This window comes from Pedobacter sandarakinus (assembly GCF_026240095.1).
GTDB lineage: Bacteria > Bacteroidota > Bacteroidia > Sphingobacteriales > Sphingobacteriaceae > Pedobacter > Pedobacter sandarakinus.
Map to the genome: position 1 here is coordinate 89396 of NZ_JAPIVG010000002.1, position 18831 is coordinate 108226.

Annotated in this window: 10 protein-coding genes; all 10 read left to right on the forward strand. The window is 39.0% G+C overall.

Going from position 1 to position 18831, the window contains the following annotated elements:
- Nucleotides 1–6 precede the first annotated feature (6 nt).
- The 10 genes from OQ268_RS06130 to OQ268_RS06175 all read left to right on the forward strand — a co-directional run bounded on the left by OQ268_RS06130 (nt 7) and on the right by OQ268_RS06175 (nt 18798).
- Nucleotides 7–2160, forward strand: coding sequence for a TonB-dependent receptor (locus OQ268_RS06130; RefSeq protein ID WP_265855232.1), 2154 nt, complete (start codon nt 7–9; stop codon nt 2158–2160).
- A gap of 3 nt (nt 2161–2163) precedes the next feature.
- Entirely contained in the window at nt 2164–4704 is a 2541-nt protein-coding gene (locus tag OQ268_RS06135; protein WP_265855233.1) for a glycoside hydrolase family 38 C-terminal domain-containing protein, read from the forward strand.
- 154 nt (nt 4705–4858) lie between these two features.
- Nucleotides 4859–6250: an SGNH/GDSL hydrolase family protein gene (locus tag OQ268_RS06140; RefSeq protein ID WP_265855234.1), complete on the forward strand. Its 1392-nt coding sequence runs from the start codon at nt 4859–4861 to the stop codon at nt 6248–6250.
- On the forward strand, nt 6228–8564 hold the full coding sequence (locus OQ268_RS06145) for a GH92 family glycosyl hydrolase (RefSeq protein WP_265855235.1): 2337 nt from the start codon (nt 6228–6230) through the stop codon (nt 8562–8564). The genes OQ268_RS06140 and OQ268_RS06145 overlap by 23 nt, the downstream gene beginning before the upstream one ends.
- Nucleotides 8565–8595: 31 nt before the next feature.
- Nucleotides 8596–10863, forward strand: coding sequence for a GH92 family glycosyl hydrolase (locus OQ268_RS06150; protein WP_265855236.1), 2268 nt, complete (start codon nt 8596–8598; stop codon nt 10861–10863).
- Between the two features lies 1 nt (nt 10864).
- Complete coding sequence (locus OQ268_RS06155) at nt 10865–11677, forward strand: alpha/beta hydrolase (RefSeq protein ID WP_265855237.1); 813 nt, start codon at nt 10865–10867, stop codon at nt 11675–11677.
- Between the two features lie 50 nt (nt 11678–11727).
- Nucleotides 11728–12354 (forward strand): hypothetical protein, encoded by a 627-nt coding sequence (locus OQ268_RS06160; protein WP_265855238.1) that lies wholly within the window; start codon nt 11728–11730, stop codon nt 12352–12354.
- Nucleotides 12355–12465: 111 nt separating this feature from the next.
- Complete coding sequence (locus tag OQ268_RS06165; RefSeq protein WP_265855239.1) at nt 12466–14685, forward strand: GH92 family glycosyl hydrolase; 2220 nt, start codon at nt 12466–12468, stop codon at nt 14683–14685.
- A 26-nt stretch (nt 14686–14711) separates the two neighbouring features.
- Nucleotides 14712–15827: a glycoside hydrolase family 130 protein gene (locus OQ268_RS06170; protein ID WP_265855240.1), complete on the forward strand. Its 1116-nt coding sequence runs from the start codon at nt 14712–14714 to the stop codon at nt 15825–15827.
- Between the two features lie 25 nt (nt 15828–15852).
- The gene (locus OQ268_RS06175) at nt 15853–18798 is read left to right on the forward strand and encodes a galactose-binding domain-containing protein (RefSeq protein ID WP_265855241.1); all 2946 of its coding nucleotides are present in this window, start codon (nt 15853–15855) and stop codon (nt 18796–18798) included.
- Nucleotides 18799–18831: the final 33 nt, after the last annotated feature.

Consider the following 18831-nt stretch of genomic DNA (forward strand, 5'->3'; position numbering starts at 1 on the left):
CTAGAAATGAAAAACTTTTTAACACTCTCTTTTTTTATTTTGCTAAATGCATTTAGCTATGGGCAGGTTGTATTGACTGGAAAGGTGGTGGATAAAGCCGGACAGCCAATAATTGGCGCTTCAATTGTGGTTAAAGGAACGAAAGACGGAGGATCTTCAGGTACATTAGGTTATTATAGGTTTAGTTCGCCAGCTAAAGCTAAACGGATTTTACTTTGTAAGGCAATAGGGTATGTAGACGATAGTGTTCATGTACAGCTGACAGGAGATAGTATAAAAACTGATTTTTTATTGGGAGATAAGGATAATAACTTGAGCGGCGTGTCTATCAATCTGCGCAAAATAAGAGTTACCGACATTAAAAAAGGTGCTGCGCTTAATGCATTCGAAGTAGCTACAACCGCTGGTGCGGTTGCCGATGTTGTTGGCGCATTGCAAACTTTACCTGGGGCGGCTCCAGCTGGAAATGAAACAGGTCTGTTCGTGCGAGGTGGTTCTAGCAACGAAACTAAAGCCTTTTTTGATGGCATGTTGGTTAAAAATCCTTTTGGCAGCAGGTTACCCGATGTGGCTACCCGAAGTCGTTTTTCAGCTTTCTTATTCAAAGAGACCGCTTTTACCACGAGTGGATATTCTGCCAAGTATGGTCAGGCACTTTCATCGGCCCTCATTCTGGATACTAAAGATCTGGCCGAGAAAACATCAACAGAATTCTCGCTGATTAGTTTGGGGGTAGGGGCTGCACATACAGAGCGTTTCAAAAATAGTTCATTGGTTGTCGGGGCTAAATATTACAACTTCGATCTCAACAACACCTTATTCAAACAAAACATCAACTGGGATAAAAATCCAAGACAATATCAAGGAATGATTAATTATAAGCAAAAGGTTGGAAGTACAGGCTTAGTTAAATTATTTGCAGACTATAGCGGTACTACCTTGGCATTCAATATTGTAAACCCCAATAAGGTTGCTCAAGATCTATTAACTAATACCAACAATAACTTATATGTAAATTTAAATTATACAGGTTTTATCGCTCCATCCTGGAAAATATTTACCGGCCTGGCCCATAATGGTACCAGGGAAGATGGAAAGATTAATAATGATAAGTATTTTCAAAATGATGATTTATTTCAGCAGAAGGTTGTTCTTTCTAAATTCTTTAGTTCCAGCTCTATTCTTAGTTTTGGTCTTGAGCAGTTCCAAAGCAAGCGCAACGAAGGATATACTTCTCTTTCTAGAGCTTATACTGATGTTGTTTCTGCTGGTTTTTCTGAAGCTGAAATCTATCTAAGCAATAATATCATGTTACGGGCGGGATTAAGATCTGAATACTCGTCATATTTGAGAAAATTTAATTTATCGCCACGCGGCTCCTTAGCCTTATATCTCGATAAGAGCAATCAGTTTACGCTTTCCTACGGTAAGTTTTATCAAAAACCTGATGATAGCTTTCTAACCCAAACTTCGGAGATAGGTTTTGAAAACGCCAGCAATTATGCGGTTGATTATGAGTTTAACAAAAATAATCGAAGCTTACGTGTTGAAGCGTATTATAAAGATTACAATAACCTTGTTAAAATTGTTACACCTTTGTACTCAGGTTTCCAAGCCTATGGCCCGCCAGTTTTTATCAATAACTTTAATAACCTGGGTTATGGGTATGCAAGAGGTTTTGATTTGTTCTGGCGAGATAAAAAATCACTTAAAATTGGAGAATATTATGTATCATATTCCTTTGTTGACACGAAAAGGGACTACATAGACTTCCCTGGCATGGCTACACCGAGTTATGTTCCAAAACACACTATTAACCTTGTAGCTAGAAAGTATCTCGTGAAATTAAAGTCTCAACTATCAACTACATATACATTCAGTTCTGGTAGAACTTATTTTAATCCTAACAATCCGGTTTTCCTAGGAGATCACACTCAAAATAATCAAAATTTGAGTGTTGGTATTAGTTACCTTCCTGGTTGGTATAAGAAATTTATTGTTATCAATTTTTCAGCTAATAATGTTTTAGGATTTAACCAGGTATATGGATATCGCTATGCTTACAACGGAGAGCGAAGGGAACCGATTCTGCCGCCTAATAGAAGGGGTTACCTTTTAAGTATTTTGGTTAATTTTGGAGATAGCACCTTTAATCATTAAGTTATGAATAGAATTAAATGCATCGTTCTTGGTATTTTCTGCTGTACTGTACAATTTGCCGTTCATGCACAAGATAAATTCTTCATTGATGGATACCATGGTGGCTATTGGGGTCACTATCCTACAAAATATACCGGCTTTATAGCAGACAAACTCGATCAATATCCATTTTGGAGGATTAATTTAGAGATAGAGCCCGTAACATGGGATTTTGCAAAACAAAATGATGCGTCGAATTATGTCCGCTTCAAAGAAATTGTTAAAGATCAATCCCATAAGGGTAGGGTAGAGTTTGTGAATCCTGCTTACGGACAAAGTTATCTGTATAATGTTCAGGGCGAGTCCGTTATCAGACAGTTTGAATTAGGAATAAAAAAAATAAAGTCACACTTTCCTGAAGCAGAATTCAAAACATATTCATCAGAAGAACCTTGTTTTACAAGTGCTTTACCTGGTATATTAAAGTCTTTTGGCTTTCAATATGCTTCTTTAAAAAATCCTAATACTTGCTGGGGTGGTTATACAAGAGCTTTTGGTGGCGAACTGGTAAACTGGACCGGATCAGATGGTTCTTCCTTACTTACCGTTCCACGGTACGAAAGTGAGCAATTGCTAGAGCAATCTACCTGGCAAACTACCGCATGGAATAATAGTGGAACATATATTAATAGTGCTCGAAAGCAAGGAATTATTAATCCAATAGGCATGTGCCTGCAAGATGCTGGTTGGGAAAACGGACCATGGTTGGGTAAGCCGAAAGATTTCCAGTATATGCTTTGGGCAGATTATATTGCAAACGTAGCAGACAAAAATAAAGTAACTACTTGGAATTTCAATCAGGAGGATTTACAGGTAAGTTTGGTTTGGGGCGCTCAGATCCTCCAACAGATGGCTCAACAGACGAGGCTTGCTGAAAACAAACTTGTAATGGATGAGAAAATTTTTGCTATTGAGACGGCACATAATAAAGGGGCTTTTACCTCAGGAAATTTCGATAAGGCTTGGGAAAATTTGCTGCTAGCAGAACATCACGATTCTTGGATCGTACCATACAATATTGTCAACAAAGAGAAAAAGTGGAATTGGGCGCAGCAGGTAAATTTTTGGGCAAGTGAATCTGGTCGGATTGCTGATAGCATTTCTTATGTGAGCAGAGCAAGAAATGAAAATCGGTCTACAACAATTAAAATTTATAATACAGTAGGTCAACGGCGCCAAGAGTTGGTACGCTACAAAGTGGCATCATCCATCAAAAATCCAACTATTATAAACGATAAAGGTGCGAGGGTTAATACCCAGGTCTCAAATGCAGATGGTAGCTTGCTTTTTATTGCAGATGTGCCTTCCATGGGCTTCGCCTCTTATAAAATCAAAGAAGGCGTGGCTGCTGTTTCAAAAAAGGCAAGCCAACAACAGGTAACACAATACCAGGGCAAAACCAAGGTTAGCACTACGGAATATGAAGTACTCTTTGACCCTGCTAAAGGGGGAGCCATTGTTCAACTTTTAGCCAAAAAGGTGGGTAACATGGAATACATCAATCAAAAGAGTGAAAGGTCTTTCAATGAGATGAGAGGGTACTTTTACAAAGACAGTTTATTTTACTCCAGCAAAGACCAACCTGCCAAGATTACTGTAATTGAAGAAGGACCTATTTGCGTTAAAATACAAATTGATGGTAAAATTAATATTCATCCTTTCAGGCAACTGGTGACATTCGTGAATGGATCGGCGTTAATCGATGTACAAACCGATGTGGATTGGCAAGGCAATCCAGGGATTGGACAAAATTACGCTCAGCAAAAGGGTTGGGATGCAAAAGATTATAAGAAAGCATTTTACAATGATAGTTTAAAGCTTCAAGCTGTTTTTCCGCTCACGTTTCAAAATCAAAAAGTGCATAAAAATGCGCCTTTCGATGTCATGGAGAGTAAACTCAAAAATACATACTTTAATACTTGGGATAGCATTAAAAATAACGTCATTCTAAATTGGGTTGATGTTAACGACGGGAAGGATCAACGTGGAATGGCACTTTTCACAGATCACACCAGTAGTTACAACTACGATGAGCGTGGGATTCTTGGGTTAACCCTTCAATATTCGGGCATGGGACTGTGGTGGAGAAACTATGAAATCAAGGGGGCATCTAAATTTCATTATGCATTGCTACCTCATGCACAAACATGGGATGCAGCAGCGGTTTGGGCCAAAAGCGTTTCGTGGAATGAGCCTCTAAAAGTTGTGGCTAGCGAGAATGCCAAACTTGCTTCTTTTTCACTGCTGGAAACAACAGATCGTGCTTTAGATATATCTGCGGTCACATCAGGCGATAAATGTTTAAATTTTCGCGTTTTTAATTCCAGTAGAATTTCAAAGAATGCAATTATTAAAGTGTCAATGCCATATAAGAAAATTTTGTCGATTTCTTTAAATGGTAAAGTGGAACGGAGTTTTGATGTGCGTAAAAATAATGATGGCTCGGCTTCATTTGAACTTCCTATCCAGCAGTTTGGGATAAAAACAGTTAGGATACTAATGTAATGACGCATGAAGATCGATCTGATTACTAAGATAAAATATTAAATCTTTTTAATTTGCTAAATCGATTTATGTTATTATATTTAAAAAATTAACCAAGTATAAACAGGCAGTTACAAAGCTTAATTTGAATTGTATAGCTGCCAGCTGATAATTTATGAAGTACAAAATTTTCCTTATTGCAGCGATTACGTTTTGTTGCTGGCTAACTTGCTTTTCGCAAAAGCCTTTAAAACCGTTTAAAACAGGAGACAGGGTAGTGTTTGCTGGCAATAGCATTACCGAAGCAGGATTATATGAATCATATATCTGGCTTTATTATATGACCCATTTTCCCAATAGCAGGATAGATATTTTTAATGCAGGCATTGGTGGTGATGTAGCTGGTCAAATTTTCGATAGGTTAGAAGGGGATATTTTGATTAAGAAACCAAATATTCTCGCGATGACTTTCGGTATGAACGATAGCAAATATTTTGAATATCTAGATCAGAAGAACCCCGTAACAGACGAGAAAAGGAAAGCGATAATTGATGAGTCTCAAAAAAGTTATAAAAAGATAGAGGCTAAGTTGAAGGAAATTCCTGGCATTTCGCCGATTCTAGTCGGTTCATCACCTTATGATGAGACCGCAAAGATACCAGGTAATTTATTTGTTGGTAAAGCTAAAACCATGCAGGGTATTATTGATTTTCAACGTCAATCTGCAATTGCCAATAACTGGGGCTTTATAGATTTCTTTCAGCCAATGACCGAAATTAATAAAAGGGAACAAATTACGCAACCTGCTTATACCAATACGGGCCCTGATCGGATACACCCTGGTAGCGCTGGACATTTTATAATGGCATATTTATTTTTGAAAGCTCAAGGATTGGCTAGTCGCAGTATTGCAGATGTGAAAGTAGATGCAGCTAGCAGGCGATTGGTAAAATCAACCAACGCAAAAGTTACTGGCATACGGTTCGGCAAAGATGTGGTCTCATTCGATTACCTGGCGAAATCATTGCCATATCCAATTGATACTGCAGCCAGAGTTTGGCAAAATAACCAGGTTCAGGATGAAGCGCTCAAAGTTATTCCATTTGTTAAAGAGTTCGACCAGGAGTTGATTGCATTTTCTGGCCTTAAAGGCAAAAGATATCGACTTAAGATTGATAACACCACAGTGGGCGAATGGTCTGCAAAACAACTGGCCGAGGGCGTGAATCTGGCGGTTATTAAGCAGACACCACAATATAAACAAGCGCTTAAAATTCTAGCCCTAAATAATGAGCGTAGGGGAGTAGAAGCTAAGTACCGAAACTACTTCTGGGTCCAGTACAACTTTTTAAAGCAAAAGGGATTACTTTTCAATAATAGTAAAGAAGCTAGAGATACCATTTCAAATAACCTGAAAAATAATGGGTGGTTAAATGCTAAAAAGGGAGACTACGATGAAATCGTTGATAATGGTGACAAAGTTAAGATGAAAATGGAAATGTTAATAAATGAAATTTACACGATAAATAAACCAGTTACTCACCATGTCAGACTTGAAAAAATATAGCAAAAGCTGGATTGCCATCGCTGGCGTGATGGCGATGGCGTGGCTTGCTTGCGTTAAACCAGTTAAGGATGATCTTGCGGAATATGTTAATCCGTTCATTGGTGCTACTACTAATGTTGATGATGCCGGTGTGTACCATGGGCTGGGTAAAACCTATCCGGGGGCTACAACACCATTTGGTATGGTACAAGTTAGTCCGAACACCATTACAGGGGGTGATAATGGATCTGGTTACAGCTATGAGCATAAAACGATAGAAGGTTTTGCCTTGACGCAGATGAGCGGTGTGGGTTGGTTCGGAGATATGGGCAATTTCTTGGTAATGCCTACAGCTGGAAAAATTAAGACGGCGCCCGGAAAAGAGAATGTGAGAGATGGATATCGATCGAAATACGACAAGTCTTCAGAACAAGCTAGTCCGGGTTATTATGCTGTTAAACTAACCGACCATAATATAAAAGCTGAACTCACGGCTGCGCCACACAGTGGAATGATGCGATTTACTTTCCCGGCAAATGAAATGTCTAGGATACAAATTGATCTTGCCCGACGCGTTGGAGGAACTTCCACAATGCAATCGGTAAAAGTTGTAGATGACCATACCATTGCCGGATGGATGAAATGTACGCCTGATGGTGGGGGCTGGGGGAATGGTGATGGGCAGGCCAATTATACCGTATATTTTTATGCTCAGTTTTCTAAACCCTTAACTAACTATGGTGTTTGGACTGCCGATATTCCCGAACAGTGGTCGAGAAAGCGAGATGATGTAACCAGCGATAAATATCAAAAAGTGATTTCTGAAGCATCGATTATAGAGAAACCAACTGAAGTGTCTGGAAAACATTTGGGTTTCTTCGCTAATTTTAATACAACAGACAATGAGCAAATTGTACTGAAAACAGGTATTTCATATAATAGCATAAATGGCGCTAAAGAGAATCTGGAGAGCGAGATTGCAGATTGGGATTTTGATCTTGTGAAGCAAAGTGCAAGAAGGAAATGGAATGATGCTTTGGCTAAAGTTGACATCACCGGAGGTACTAAAGATGAAAAAATATCATTCTATACTGCGCTTTATCATACAATGCTAGATCCAAGGGTATTTCAGGATGTTGATGGCAATTATGCAGGTGGCGATGGAAACCCCCATCGTTCGAAAACCTTTACAAAGAGAACAATCTTTAGTGGCTGGGATGTTTTTCGTAGTCAGATGCCGTTGCAAACCATAATTAATCCGGTTGTGGTTAATGATATGGTAAACTCACTTGTTACCCTAGCCTCAGAAAAAGATAAAACTTACCTTGAAAGGTGGGAAATGCTAAACGCCTACAGCGGATGCATGATTGGAAATCCTGCTGTTTCTGTTATAACCGATGCTTACCAAAAGGGAATCAGAAATTTTGATGTCAATAAAGCCTATCAATTATCGGTAAATAGTGTAGAAAAGTTTGGAAATGGCGAACGAGGATTTACGCCTGAACCTTTTAGTATTGCCAATACATTAGAGTATGGTTACTTCGAATGGTGTGTTGGTCAATTTGCTAGTGCTTTAGGTAAAAAAGACGATGCAGACAAATATTATAAAAGAGGGCAATCTTACCGCAACATTTTCGATAAAGAGAAGAATTGGTTCAGGCCAAAGGACAGCAATGGTAAATGGCTGGCCTGGCCAGATTCTGGAAGATTAACACAATGGTATGGCTGCATCGAAAGTAATCCCTATCAGCAGGGTTGGTTTGTTCCTCATGATGTGAACGGGATGGTTACTTTGATGGGCGGTAAAGAACATGTACTTACTGATTTAAGCTCATTTTTTGATAAGGCACCAGAAAACATGATGTGGAATGACTACTACAACCATCCTAATGAACCTGTTCATCACGTTCCATTTTTGTTTAATAGGCTTGGTGCGCCATGGTTAACGCAAAAAACAACTCGTGAAATTTGCCAGCGGGCTTACAAGAATAGTGTTCAGGGATTGGTTGGTAATGAAGATGTAGGACAGATGTCAGCATGGTATGTATTGGCAGCAACAGGCCTACATCCGGTATGCCCGGGCGATCCCAGATATGAGATTACAAGTCCTGTGTTTGCAAAAGCTGTAATTAAGCTAGACCCCAAGTATGCATCTGGTAAAACGTTTACGATCACCGCTGAAAATAATTCACCGAAAAACATTTATATCCAAAGCGCTCAGTTAAACGGAAAGCCATATGATAAATGTTTTATTACTCATCAGGTACTTACAAATGGTGGTGAGCTTGCCTTGGTAATGGGCGATAAGCCTAATAAAAATTGGGGAAAAAATTAATTTTTTAAAAAAAACCACACATATACACACAATGAAACTAAAATTTACACTACTCCTAGCCGGACTAACAACTTACGCCATGGCACAGCAGCCAGATTTGGTAAAGTATGTTAACACCCTGCAGGGAACCAACTCTAAATATGAGTTGTCTTACGGCAATACCTATCCTATGGTATCTATGCCCTTCGCCATGAATACATGGACCCCTCACACTGGCCAGAATGGCGAGGGTTGGAAATATCAGTATTTTCTAGATGAGATTAAAGGCTTCCAACAATCCCATCAGTGCAGCTCTTGGGTAAATGATTATGGCGTTTATACCCTGATGCCAGTTAGTGGAGCGCTGAAGGTGTTAGATAAGGACAGATCATCAAAGTTTAAACACACAAATGAGATTGCCAAGCCTAATTATTACAAAGTTACATTCGATAATGGAATTACTACGGAAATGTCGCCTACAGAAAGGGGGGCACACCTTAAATTTCAGTTCGTTAAAGGCGAGTCATCATATATTGTTCTGGATGGCTATACGAAAATGAGTGGTGTTAAAATATATCCAAAAGAAAATAAAATTACCGGGTGGGTAAATAACGCAAGGTGGGCGCCAGACAATTTCAAGAACTATTTTGTGATTATGTTCGATCAACCTTTCGAGGCATATGGCACATGGGAAAATGAAAAGGGCAAAATCAACAATAATAATGATGAAGATAGCGGAAAAGGAATAGGTGCTTACGTTAAGTTTAAGGATGGTGCCACAGTCCAGGTAAAAACTGCCTCTTCTTATATCGATGTAGCGCAAGCAGAACTTACACTTAAGTCTGAATTAGGGAATTATAACAAATTTGAGGATACTAAGAATGCAGCTTTCAAAGTTTGGAATAATTTGCTTAACAGAATGGCGGTAGAGGGTGGAACGGAAAAGGAAAAAGCCACTTACTATTCTTGCGTGTTTCGTGCAAATTTATTCTCTCACAGATTTTTTGAAATCAACAAAGCGGGTGATCCTTACTATTATAGCCCTTATGATGGTAAAATTCATGATGGTTACATGTATACTGATAACGGTTTTTGGGATACATTCAGGGCTCAATTTCCATTGAATACCATTATGCACCCGAAAATGCAAGGTCAATATGTACATGCCCTGTTAGAAGCTCAAAAGCAGTACGGCTGGTTTCCGGCATGGTCTCAGCCAGGAGAAACTGGTGGTATGCTAGGCAACCACGCTATTTCGTTAATAACTGATGCCTGGGTTAAAGGTATTCGTACCGTAGACCCTCAAGAAACATTGGCCGCATACTATCATGAGGCTACTAACAAGGGGCCTGGTGGTGCTGCCACTGGTAGACCAATGTGGAAAGAGTATTACCAATCTGGATTTATCCCTTATCCAGGGTCTGAAGGTTCAGTGTCACAAACGCTTGAATCAGCATACGATGATTTTTGTGGATACCAATTGGCTAAGCAAACTGGTAACAAATACTACATGGATGTTTTCAGTAGGCAGATGTACAATTATAAAATGATTTATGATCCGGCTACCCGCTTTATGAGAGGCCGCCAGGTAAGTGGAGATTGGACACCAAATTTCGATCCACTTTCTTGGGGCGGTCCTTATACTGAAGGCAATGCCTGGCATTGGCAATGGTCGGTTTTTCATGATGTTCAGGGTCTCATTAATTTAATGGGTGGCAATAGCAATTTTGTTTCCAAGATTGATTCTGTATTTTCTATTCCCAATACCATTGTTCCTGGCAAATATGGTGGGGTGATTCATGAGATGACTGAAATGAAGTTAGCCAACATGGGACAATATGCTCATGGCAACCAGCCAATTCAACATATGATTTACCTTTACAATTACGCCGGACAGCCTTGGAAGGCACAATATCATGTTAGACAGGTGATGGATAAGCTCTACAATGCTTCGGAAAATGGATTTCCAGGTGATGAAGATCAGGGGCAGATGTCATCATGGTATGTGCTTAGCGCTATGGGTATTTACAGTGTGTGCCCAGGAACCGATGAATATGTTTTAGGATCTCCAGTCTTTAACAAGGTGTCTTTGAGCTTAGAAAACGGTAAAAAATTTATTGTTGAAGCTGTAAACAATAGCAAGGAAAACGTGTACATCCAGTCGGCTACTTTAAACGGTAAAGTTTATACCAAAAATTTTATTAAGCATGGAGATATTACACGAGGTGGCGTTTTAAAATTAGTAATGGGTAACAAGCCGCAAAAAACCAGAGGTATTGGTATGCTTGATAAACCATTCTCGCTAACTAAGATCAATTAAGATGAAAAGATTTTTGATTCTACTTTATTTAGCAATCTTTATCTCAGGATATGCTGAGGCAGCAAAAGTAGACACCATCGCTACTTTTAGTAAATCGATGCATAAGACGATCAAAGCTACAGTAGTCCTACCCGAAAAATACCGGGTAGGAACTGGTTTACCGGTACTCTATCTTCTTCATGGTGCAGGCGGCAATTACAAAGACTGGATTTCTAAAGTTCCTGCCATAAAAGGTTATGCAGATCAATATAAAATGATTATTGTTTGCCCTGATGGCAATCAAAGCAGCTGGTATTTCGACAGTCCAATAGACTCCACCTACAGGTACGACACTTATGTTAGCAAAGAATTAGTCGAAATTATTGATAGAAAGTATAGTACCATTGCCAATCGAAAAGGACGGGCTATAACAGGTTTAAGCATGGGTGGACATGGAGCACTTTATCTAGGAATTAAGCATCAAGATGTGTTTGGCGCAATGGGTAGCATGAGCGGTGGGGTGGATATAAAGCCCTTTCCAAACGGGTGGGATTTACCAAAGCGACTTGGTGCATACAGCGAATTTCCACAAAACTGGAAGGATAATAGTGTAGTAGATCTTGTTGGTTTGATCAAACCTCAATTAGGCATAATCATCGACTGTGGTACCAACGACTTTTTTTACGGTGTAAATGAACATCTTCACCAAGAACTGTTGCGTTTGAAAATACCTCACGATTATACCAGCAGACCTGGTGGCCATAGTTGGGAATATTGGGCAAATTCAATAAAATATCACATGGTGTACTTCTCAGATTTTTTCGCAACTAATTAATTTCTTTCAGGATAAAGCAAAAAGTCTTTGATGAGTAAAACCAACTAATTATGAAAAATTTTATTGTGTTGCTCTTATTGATAGTTTGTGGGAATATTGGCCGTGGGCAAGAAAATCCTTCACAGCATTACCTTTTTCCCGACTTTCGGGAAGGTACTATCTCATACAAATCTGGAAGTCCGAACCAGGCTAAATTAAATTACAATCGGTTAACTCATGAAATGGTGTTCGTAAACAAAGGCAGCATGCTTGCTCTCTATGATACCAATATCGATACAATATACCTGGAAAATAAAAAATTTGTGCTAGACCAAGATCGTTTTTTGGAAGTATTCGCTGTAAAAAATAGGCTTATCTATATAGACCATACGGCTTCGTATATTCCTCCAGCTGCGAATGCCGGCATGGGTGGCACATCGCAAACTGCCGGTCAAAATTCAGTTGCCAATGTTAAGTTAATTAGTGGAATTTACAACTTGTCACTTCCTAATTACAGAATTATACCAGCAGATGATCTATATTTCAAATCAGACGCAGGCTTGATAAGACTAAATGTTAAAAATTTAGAAAAACAGTATCCAAACAAATCAAAAGAGATAAAAAAACTGATAAGGGAACGAAATTTAAGCCTCGAAAAACTGAATGATCTGAGAGAGGTCTTTGATATCTTAGATTGATTTGTACTTTCTGATTGATCCGCTTATGTAATTTCTGTAATAACTATAATAATTTGCTAAATCGTTTTTTCTTTCTATTTTTAACCTTCTAACCAATTAAAATATTTTATTGTGAAATATAATCAAGAAAACACCCTGATATTTAGATACCTAAAATTGGGTTTCATTATATCAGTGTTTACAATATCGAAAACATTTGCTCAGAAATCTGTAGAGAAGAATTATTCAGATTTGGTAAATACTACTATTGGAAGCAAAGGAAAAGGGCATGGTGTACATGAACAATACTTGGAAGCTGGTTATACTTTCCCAGGAGCGATGTACCCAATGGGAATGGTTCAGTTCACCAATACCTTTTTTGCAGAAAACAAAGGCTTTGTAGTCAATCAACTTAGCGGCGCAGGCTGCGACCATATGGGAAATTTCCCAATTATGCCGCTGGCTGGAGCACTTAAAGATTCACCAAACGACATGAAATCTTTTAAGCCTGGCTTCAAAATAGAAAAAGCAGTTGCAGGCTTATATCGGGTTAAGCTTACCAAAGATGATATTAACGCCAACTTAACAGTAACTCAGAGGACAGGAATGGCCACCTTCGAGTTTGCCAAATCAGAACAGCAAGCTACGCTGGTAATTGGTTCGGGAATAAATGCAACACAAATTTCAGAAGCCAGTGTAAAGATAACTGGAAATAATAGTTTGGAAGGCTATGCAGATGGTGGTTCTTTCTGCGGCTCTGCCACGCCATACAAGGTGTATTATGTTGCAGTATTCGATCAGCCTGTAAAAAGCGCTGGAACTTGGAAAGATGGTGTGCTTAAACCAGATTCGAAGGGGGAGCAGGGCCCGAACTCAGGTGCATTTTTTACATTTAACGTCTCAAAGCAGAAAACCATTAAGTATAAGTTTGCTATCTCTTATGTATCAATTGCAAATGCTTATCAAAACTTAAAGGCAGAAAATCCAGACTGGAATTTTGAAGCCATAAAGGTTAAAGCGCAACAGGCATGGAACAATAAGTTTTCGAGAATAAAAGTAGTATCAAAAGATGCTGATCACGTGACGCAGTTCTATACACACCTTTACCATGTGTTTACCCATCCTAATATCAGTAACGATGTTAATGGACAATATATGGGGGCAGATGATAAAGTACATGTAGTGTCTAAAGGAAGAGATAATTACACATCTTTCAGTAATTGGGATACTTATCGCACACAGATTCAACTGATTGCAATGCTTGCGCCTAAACAAACCAGTCAGATCATTCAATCGACCATTAACTTTGCTGAGCAATCTGGCGGAAGTCTTCCAAGATGGGTTTTAGCCAATACTGAAACTGGGATTATGCAAGGAGATCCTACGGCGATTGTTATTGCGAATGCTTATGCTTTTGGAGCCACAGATTTTGATACGCAAAAGGCCTTGAAAATAATGAAAAGGGGCGCAGAAGTGCCAGGCGCAAAGTCTCAAACAATTGAAACAAGACCTCATGTTGCGCAATATTTACAAAAAGGTTATGTTAATGATGCATCTATGACCTTGGAATATACCTCTGCTGATTTTGCCATAGGTATGTTTGCAAAAAAAGCACTAAACGATCAAACGACTTATCAGAAATATCTTGAACGTTCTACATGGTGGAAGAATCAGTTCGACAGGGAGTCAGGTTGGATTAGATCCAAGGAATCAGATGGCAGCTGGAGGGGACAGAACGACGGCATGAGGGAAGCAAATTATAAAAGTTACTTCTGGATGGTACCATACAATGTTAAAGGGCTGATTGATATTATTGGGGGCAATAAAAATGCTGAAGAACGTTTAGATAATTTCTTTCGGAAACTCAATGCAGATTATTCGCAAGATTGGTTCGCTGCAGGAAATGAGCCAGATTTTCAGGTGCCTTGGCTTTACAACTGGGTTGGTGCGCCATATAAAACACAAGCCCTGGTTAAGAAAATTCTTCAAGAGCAATATAGCAACAAAGATAATGGACTTCCTGGTAACGACGATTTAGGGGCTATGGGTGCATTCTATGTTTTTGGTAATATTGGCTTGTTCCCGGTAATTCCAGGGGTAGGAGGGGTTTCAATTAATTCACCTAGCTTTAGCAGCATCATAATTACACTTCCAAATGGTAAAAACCTAAGCATAACCGGTGGCAACAAAGATTTAAACTATATTCAGTCTGTAAAGTTTCAAGGTAAAGTGCTTAACCAAACATGGCTGAACTGGAAACAACTGTCCATGGGCGGTAAGCTGGAATATAAACTATCTGATAAACCAAATAAAAGCTGGGGATTGGCCAGTCCACCTCCATCATACCAATAAAACTTAACGGATTAATTCAACATAAAATGAAAAAAATTACTTTAGTTCTTGGATTTCTAATAAGCTTTGGAGCACAGGCACAGCAGAAAGTACCTGTAAATTGGAAACTGGGTCCGTTTATTCGTCCCACGAATGTGAATCCAATCATCTCTCCTGATTCTACCAATAAGTTTTTTGATCCGATAAAGCAAAAACAAATAGACTGGGAGAGCAATGACACCTTCAATCCCGCTGCCACCTTAAAGGATGGAAAGATATATGTTCTCTATCGTGCGGAAGATAAATCAGGAAAAGGAATTGGCCAGCGCACCTCAAGAATTGGGCTGGCAGAAAGTAAAAATGGTACAGCTATGGTGCGAGCTAAAAGTCCGGTACTTTTCCCAAAAAATGATAACCAGAAAGAATTTGAATGGGCTGGAGGTTGTGAAGATCCAAGAGTTGCCGTAACCGCGAACGGCACTTACGTAATGATGTACACACAATGGAACAATAAGGTGCCAAGGTTGGCTGTTGCTACCTCAAAAGACTTAAAGACTTGGAAAAAACATGGTCCGGCATTTAGGTATGCATATAATGGAAAGTTCTTCAATTTGCCCACCAAGTCTGCATCAATACTTACTTCGGTAATCAATAACAAATTAACCATTACAAAAATAAAAGGGAAATATTGGATGTATTGGGGCGAGGCCAATGTATATGGTGCCACCTCTACAGATTTAATTAACTGGAGCCCAGTAGTAAATACGAGCGGAGCTTTAAAGGTATTGTTTTCACCACGAAAAGGTTATTTCGATAGTCAGTTAACTGAGTGTGGTCCGCCTGCAGTGTTAACTGCTAAAGGGATTGTACTTATGTATAACGGTAAAAACTTGCCAGGAAAAGATGGAGATGAGCGGTATACTGCAAATGCATATTGTGCTGGTCAGGCGTTATTTAGCGCTCAAGATCCTGAAGTACTTCTATCCAGACTTGATCAACCGTTCCTCATTCCTTCCGAGCCGTTCGAAAAGAGTGGCCAATATCCTGCTGGAACTGTATTTATTGAAGGTCTGGTGTATTTTAAACAAAAATGGTTCCTGTATTATGGCTGTGCTGATTCTAGAGTAGCCGTTGCAATATTTGATCCACGTGGCAGTAAATAACCCCTATAAAACCAATCATAAATAAATGAAATTTTATCAACAATGTAAGGCCCTGCTGCTATTTGCCGTATTTTCAATACTGGCAGGGCCTGCACAAGGGCAAAAGTTTTTTTATTTAAATAGTGCTAAATCGATTAACTGGAAGATTAGTCCAGATACAGATTCTTGGAAAGGTTTAAATAGACCGAGTGAGATGGATTATCCAGATGCCAACTGGATAAATGCATTAGTTCCAGGTACGGTGTTTAATGCATACGTTGTTGCAGGTTTAGAGAAAGATCCAAATTTTGGCGACAACATTTATCAGGTAAATAAAGAAAAGTACGACCGTGATTTTTGGTATCGTCTTAAATTCATCATTCCAGATACATTTATCGAAGAAAAAATTTGGCTAAATTTTGAAGGAATTAATCGAAGTGGTGATGTATACTTAAATAATCAACTGCTAGGGAACTTAAATGGTTTTATGCAGAGAGGAAAGTTTGATGTAACTGCATTAGTGAAAAAGGGGGTGCCAAACGTATTAGCAGTTTTAGTTCGTGTTCCAAGGATGCCACTGGTTAATCTGGCTACTCCTACCTATATTTCCTCAGCCGGATGGGACTGGATGCCGTATGTTCCAGGTCTCAATAGTGGTATAACAGATGATGTTTATCTCAGCGCCTCAAACAAAGTAACCATAGAAGACCCTTGGATTAGAACACTTGAACTGAACGAAAAGAATGCTGTACTTGGCATAGAGACGGTATTAAATAATTCTTCACCGAAGGTTATAGAAGGAATTCTGTCTGTTAATATTCAACCAGGAAATATCAACCTGCAGCAAAAGGTAAAAATGCTCCCCAACCAGGTGCGTACACTAAAATTTGGTAGTGATGCATTCGAAGCACTTAAAGTATCAAAACCCAAATTATGGTGGCCAAATGGCTATGGAGAGCCAAATTTGTATACTGCTAACTTCAAGTTTACTTATGATAAGATTGTTTCTGAAGAGAAACAGGTTAAATTCGGAATCAAAAAGTATAGCTATGATACCATCGGAAATGTGCTGCATATTTCTATAAATGGAAAAAAGATATTTGTGAAAGGTGGAAATTGGGGCATGTCTGAATATATGTTAAGGTGTCGCGGTAGTGAGTATGATTTAAAAGTTAAGCTCCATAAGGAGATGAATTTCAACATGATTCGTAATTGGATTGGATCAGTTACCGACGATGAATTTTACCAGGCTTGCGATAAATATGGAATAATGGTTTGGGATGATTTCTGGCTAAACTCTGAACCGAATTTGCCCAGAGATGTAGGGAATTTCAACGCAAACGCAATCGAAAAAATCCAAAGGGTACGAAATCATCCAAGTATTGCCGTTTGGTGTGGAGATAACGAGGGTTATCCACTTCCACCACTAAATAACTATCTACGCGAAAATGTACTGGTTTTTGATGGTGGAGACCGTTTATATCAACCCAATTCCCATTCAGACGCATTAACCGGAAGTGGTCCGTGGACTAATGCACACCCTATTTGGTATTTTGATAAATCACCAAACGGCTTTGGAGGAGAGAAGGGTTGGGGATTTCGGTCAGAAATTGGCACAGCGGTGTTTACAACTTTTGATAGTTTTAAAAAGTTTATGCCCAAAGAAAATTGGTGGCCACGCAATGGCATGTGGGATAAACATTTTTTCGGCTCTTCAGGGGGAAATGCCGGCCCCGATACATACGAAAGGACAATCAATAGCAGTTATGGCAAATCCAATAGCATCATCGAGTTCTGCGAAAAAGCACAACTGCTAAATATCGAAACTAATAAAGCGCTATTCGAAGGTTGGCAACACAACATGTGGAATGATGCCTCAGGTGTAATTACCTGGATGAGTCAATCTGCTTACCCTTCTTTAGTTTGGCAAACGTACGATTACTATTACGATTTAAATGGTGCCTATTGGGGCGTTAAAAAAGCTTGTGAACCTATTCACGTTCAATGGAGCTATGCCGACAATTCAATTAAGGTTATCAATACTACTGGTGAGCATTTGAGAAATCTTAGCGTATCTGCGGCCATATATAATATCGACGGTAGCATGCTGAAGCAAATGGGCAAATCAGCTACAATTGATGCGCCGTCTAATGAAGCAACTAGTTGTTTCAAGCTTGCCTTTGATGAATATAGCCCTAACCTCGCACACAAGAAGGAAACTTTTGCATCCTCTGGTGAAAAAAATCTCGAAAACCCTAATAGCGCTACGGATGGAAATCCTTCATCTCGCTGGGCAAGTAGAAATTCTGATCCAGAATGGATTTATGTAGATCTTGGGGCCAAAAAAACTGTCAATTCTGTAGTGCTAAACTGGGAAAGTGCGCATGCAAGCAAATATAAGATCCAAGTCTCTGATGACGCAAAATCATGGAAAGATGTTTACGAAAATGACAATTCCAAGGGGGGATACGAACTGATTCCTATTAATAACCAAACAGGCAGGTACGTACGTGTTCTTGGCACAAGCAGAGCAACTATGTATGGATATTCTCTTTGGGATTTTGAAGTTTATGAAACACCTACTCCTCCTAAAGCAAAAATGAATTTCATCAAACTCCAATTGAAGGATGCAAAAGGGAAATTAATTTCAGACAATTTTTATTGGAGAAGTGAACGAGGTGCAGATTACACCGCTTTAAATAGTATGCCTCCCGCGAAACTGACAACAACTTCTACCATTACTTTGAAAAATGGACAATACAAAATCAATGCTACGATAATTAATAAAGGAAATACACCTGCTTTTGCAGTGAAGGTGCAAGCTTATCGGAAAAGTGATGGTGAACGTATTTTACCTGCCCTAATGAATGATGATTATTTTACTTTATTGAAAGGGGAGCGGAAAAACATAGAGATCACTTTCGAAAAGGGTTTTCTTCCTGATGGTAAATATACAATCCTTGTGAAACCATACAATTATACAGCACAATAAACAGAATTAACTATAACCAGTAAAATACGACGA

Bases quoted from the DNA above. Each gene is read 5' to 3' on its own strand.
- OQ268_RS06130 (WP_265855232.1), top strand. From the start codon at position 7: ATGAAAAACTTTTTAACACTCTCTTTTTTTATTTTGCTAAATGCATTT.
- OQ268_RS06155 (WP_265855237.1), top strand. From the start codon at position 10,865: ATGAAAAGATTTTTGATTCTACTTTATTTAGCAATCTTTATCTCAGGA.
- OQ268_RS06160 (WP_265855238.1), top strand. From the start codon at position 11,728: ATGAAAAATTTTATTGTGTTGCTCTTATTGATAGTTTGTGGGAATATT.
- OQ268_RS06135 (WP_265855233.1), top strand. From the start codon at position 2,164: ATGAATAGAATTAAATGCATCGTTCTTGGTATTTTCTGCTGTACTGTA.
- OQ268_RS06175 (WP_265855241.1), top strand. From the start codon at position 15,853: ATGAAATTTTATCAACAATGTAAGGCCCTGCTGCTATTTGCCGTATTT.
- OQ268_RS06145 (WP_265855235.1), top strand. From the start codon at position 6,228: ATGTCAGACTTGAAAAAATATAGCAAAAGCTGGATTGCCATCGCTGGC.
- OQ268_RS06170 (WP_265855240.1), top strand. From the start codon at position 14,712: ATGAAAAAAATTACTTTAGTTCTTGGATTTCTAATAAGCTTTGGAGCA.
- OQ268_RS06150 (WP_265855236.1), top strand. From the start codon at position 8,596: ATGAAACTAAAATTTACACTACTCCTAGCCGGACTAACAACTTACGCC.
- OQ268_RS06140 (WP_265855234.1), top strand. From the start codon at position 4,859: ATGAAGTACAAAATTTTCCTTATTGCAGCGATTACGTTTTGTTGCTGG.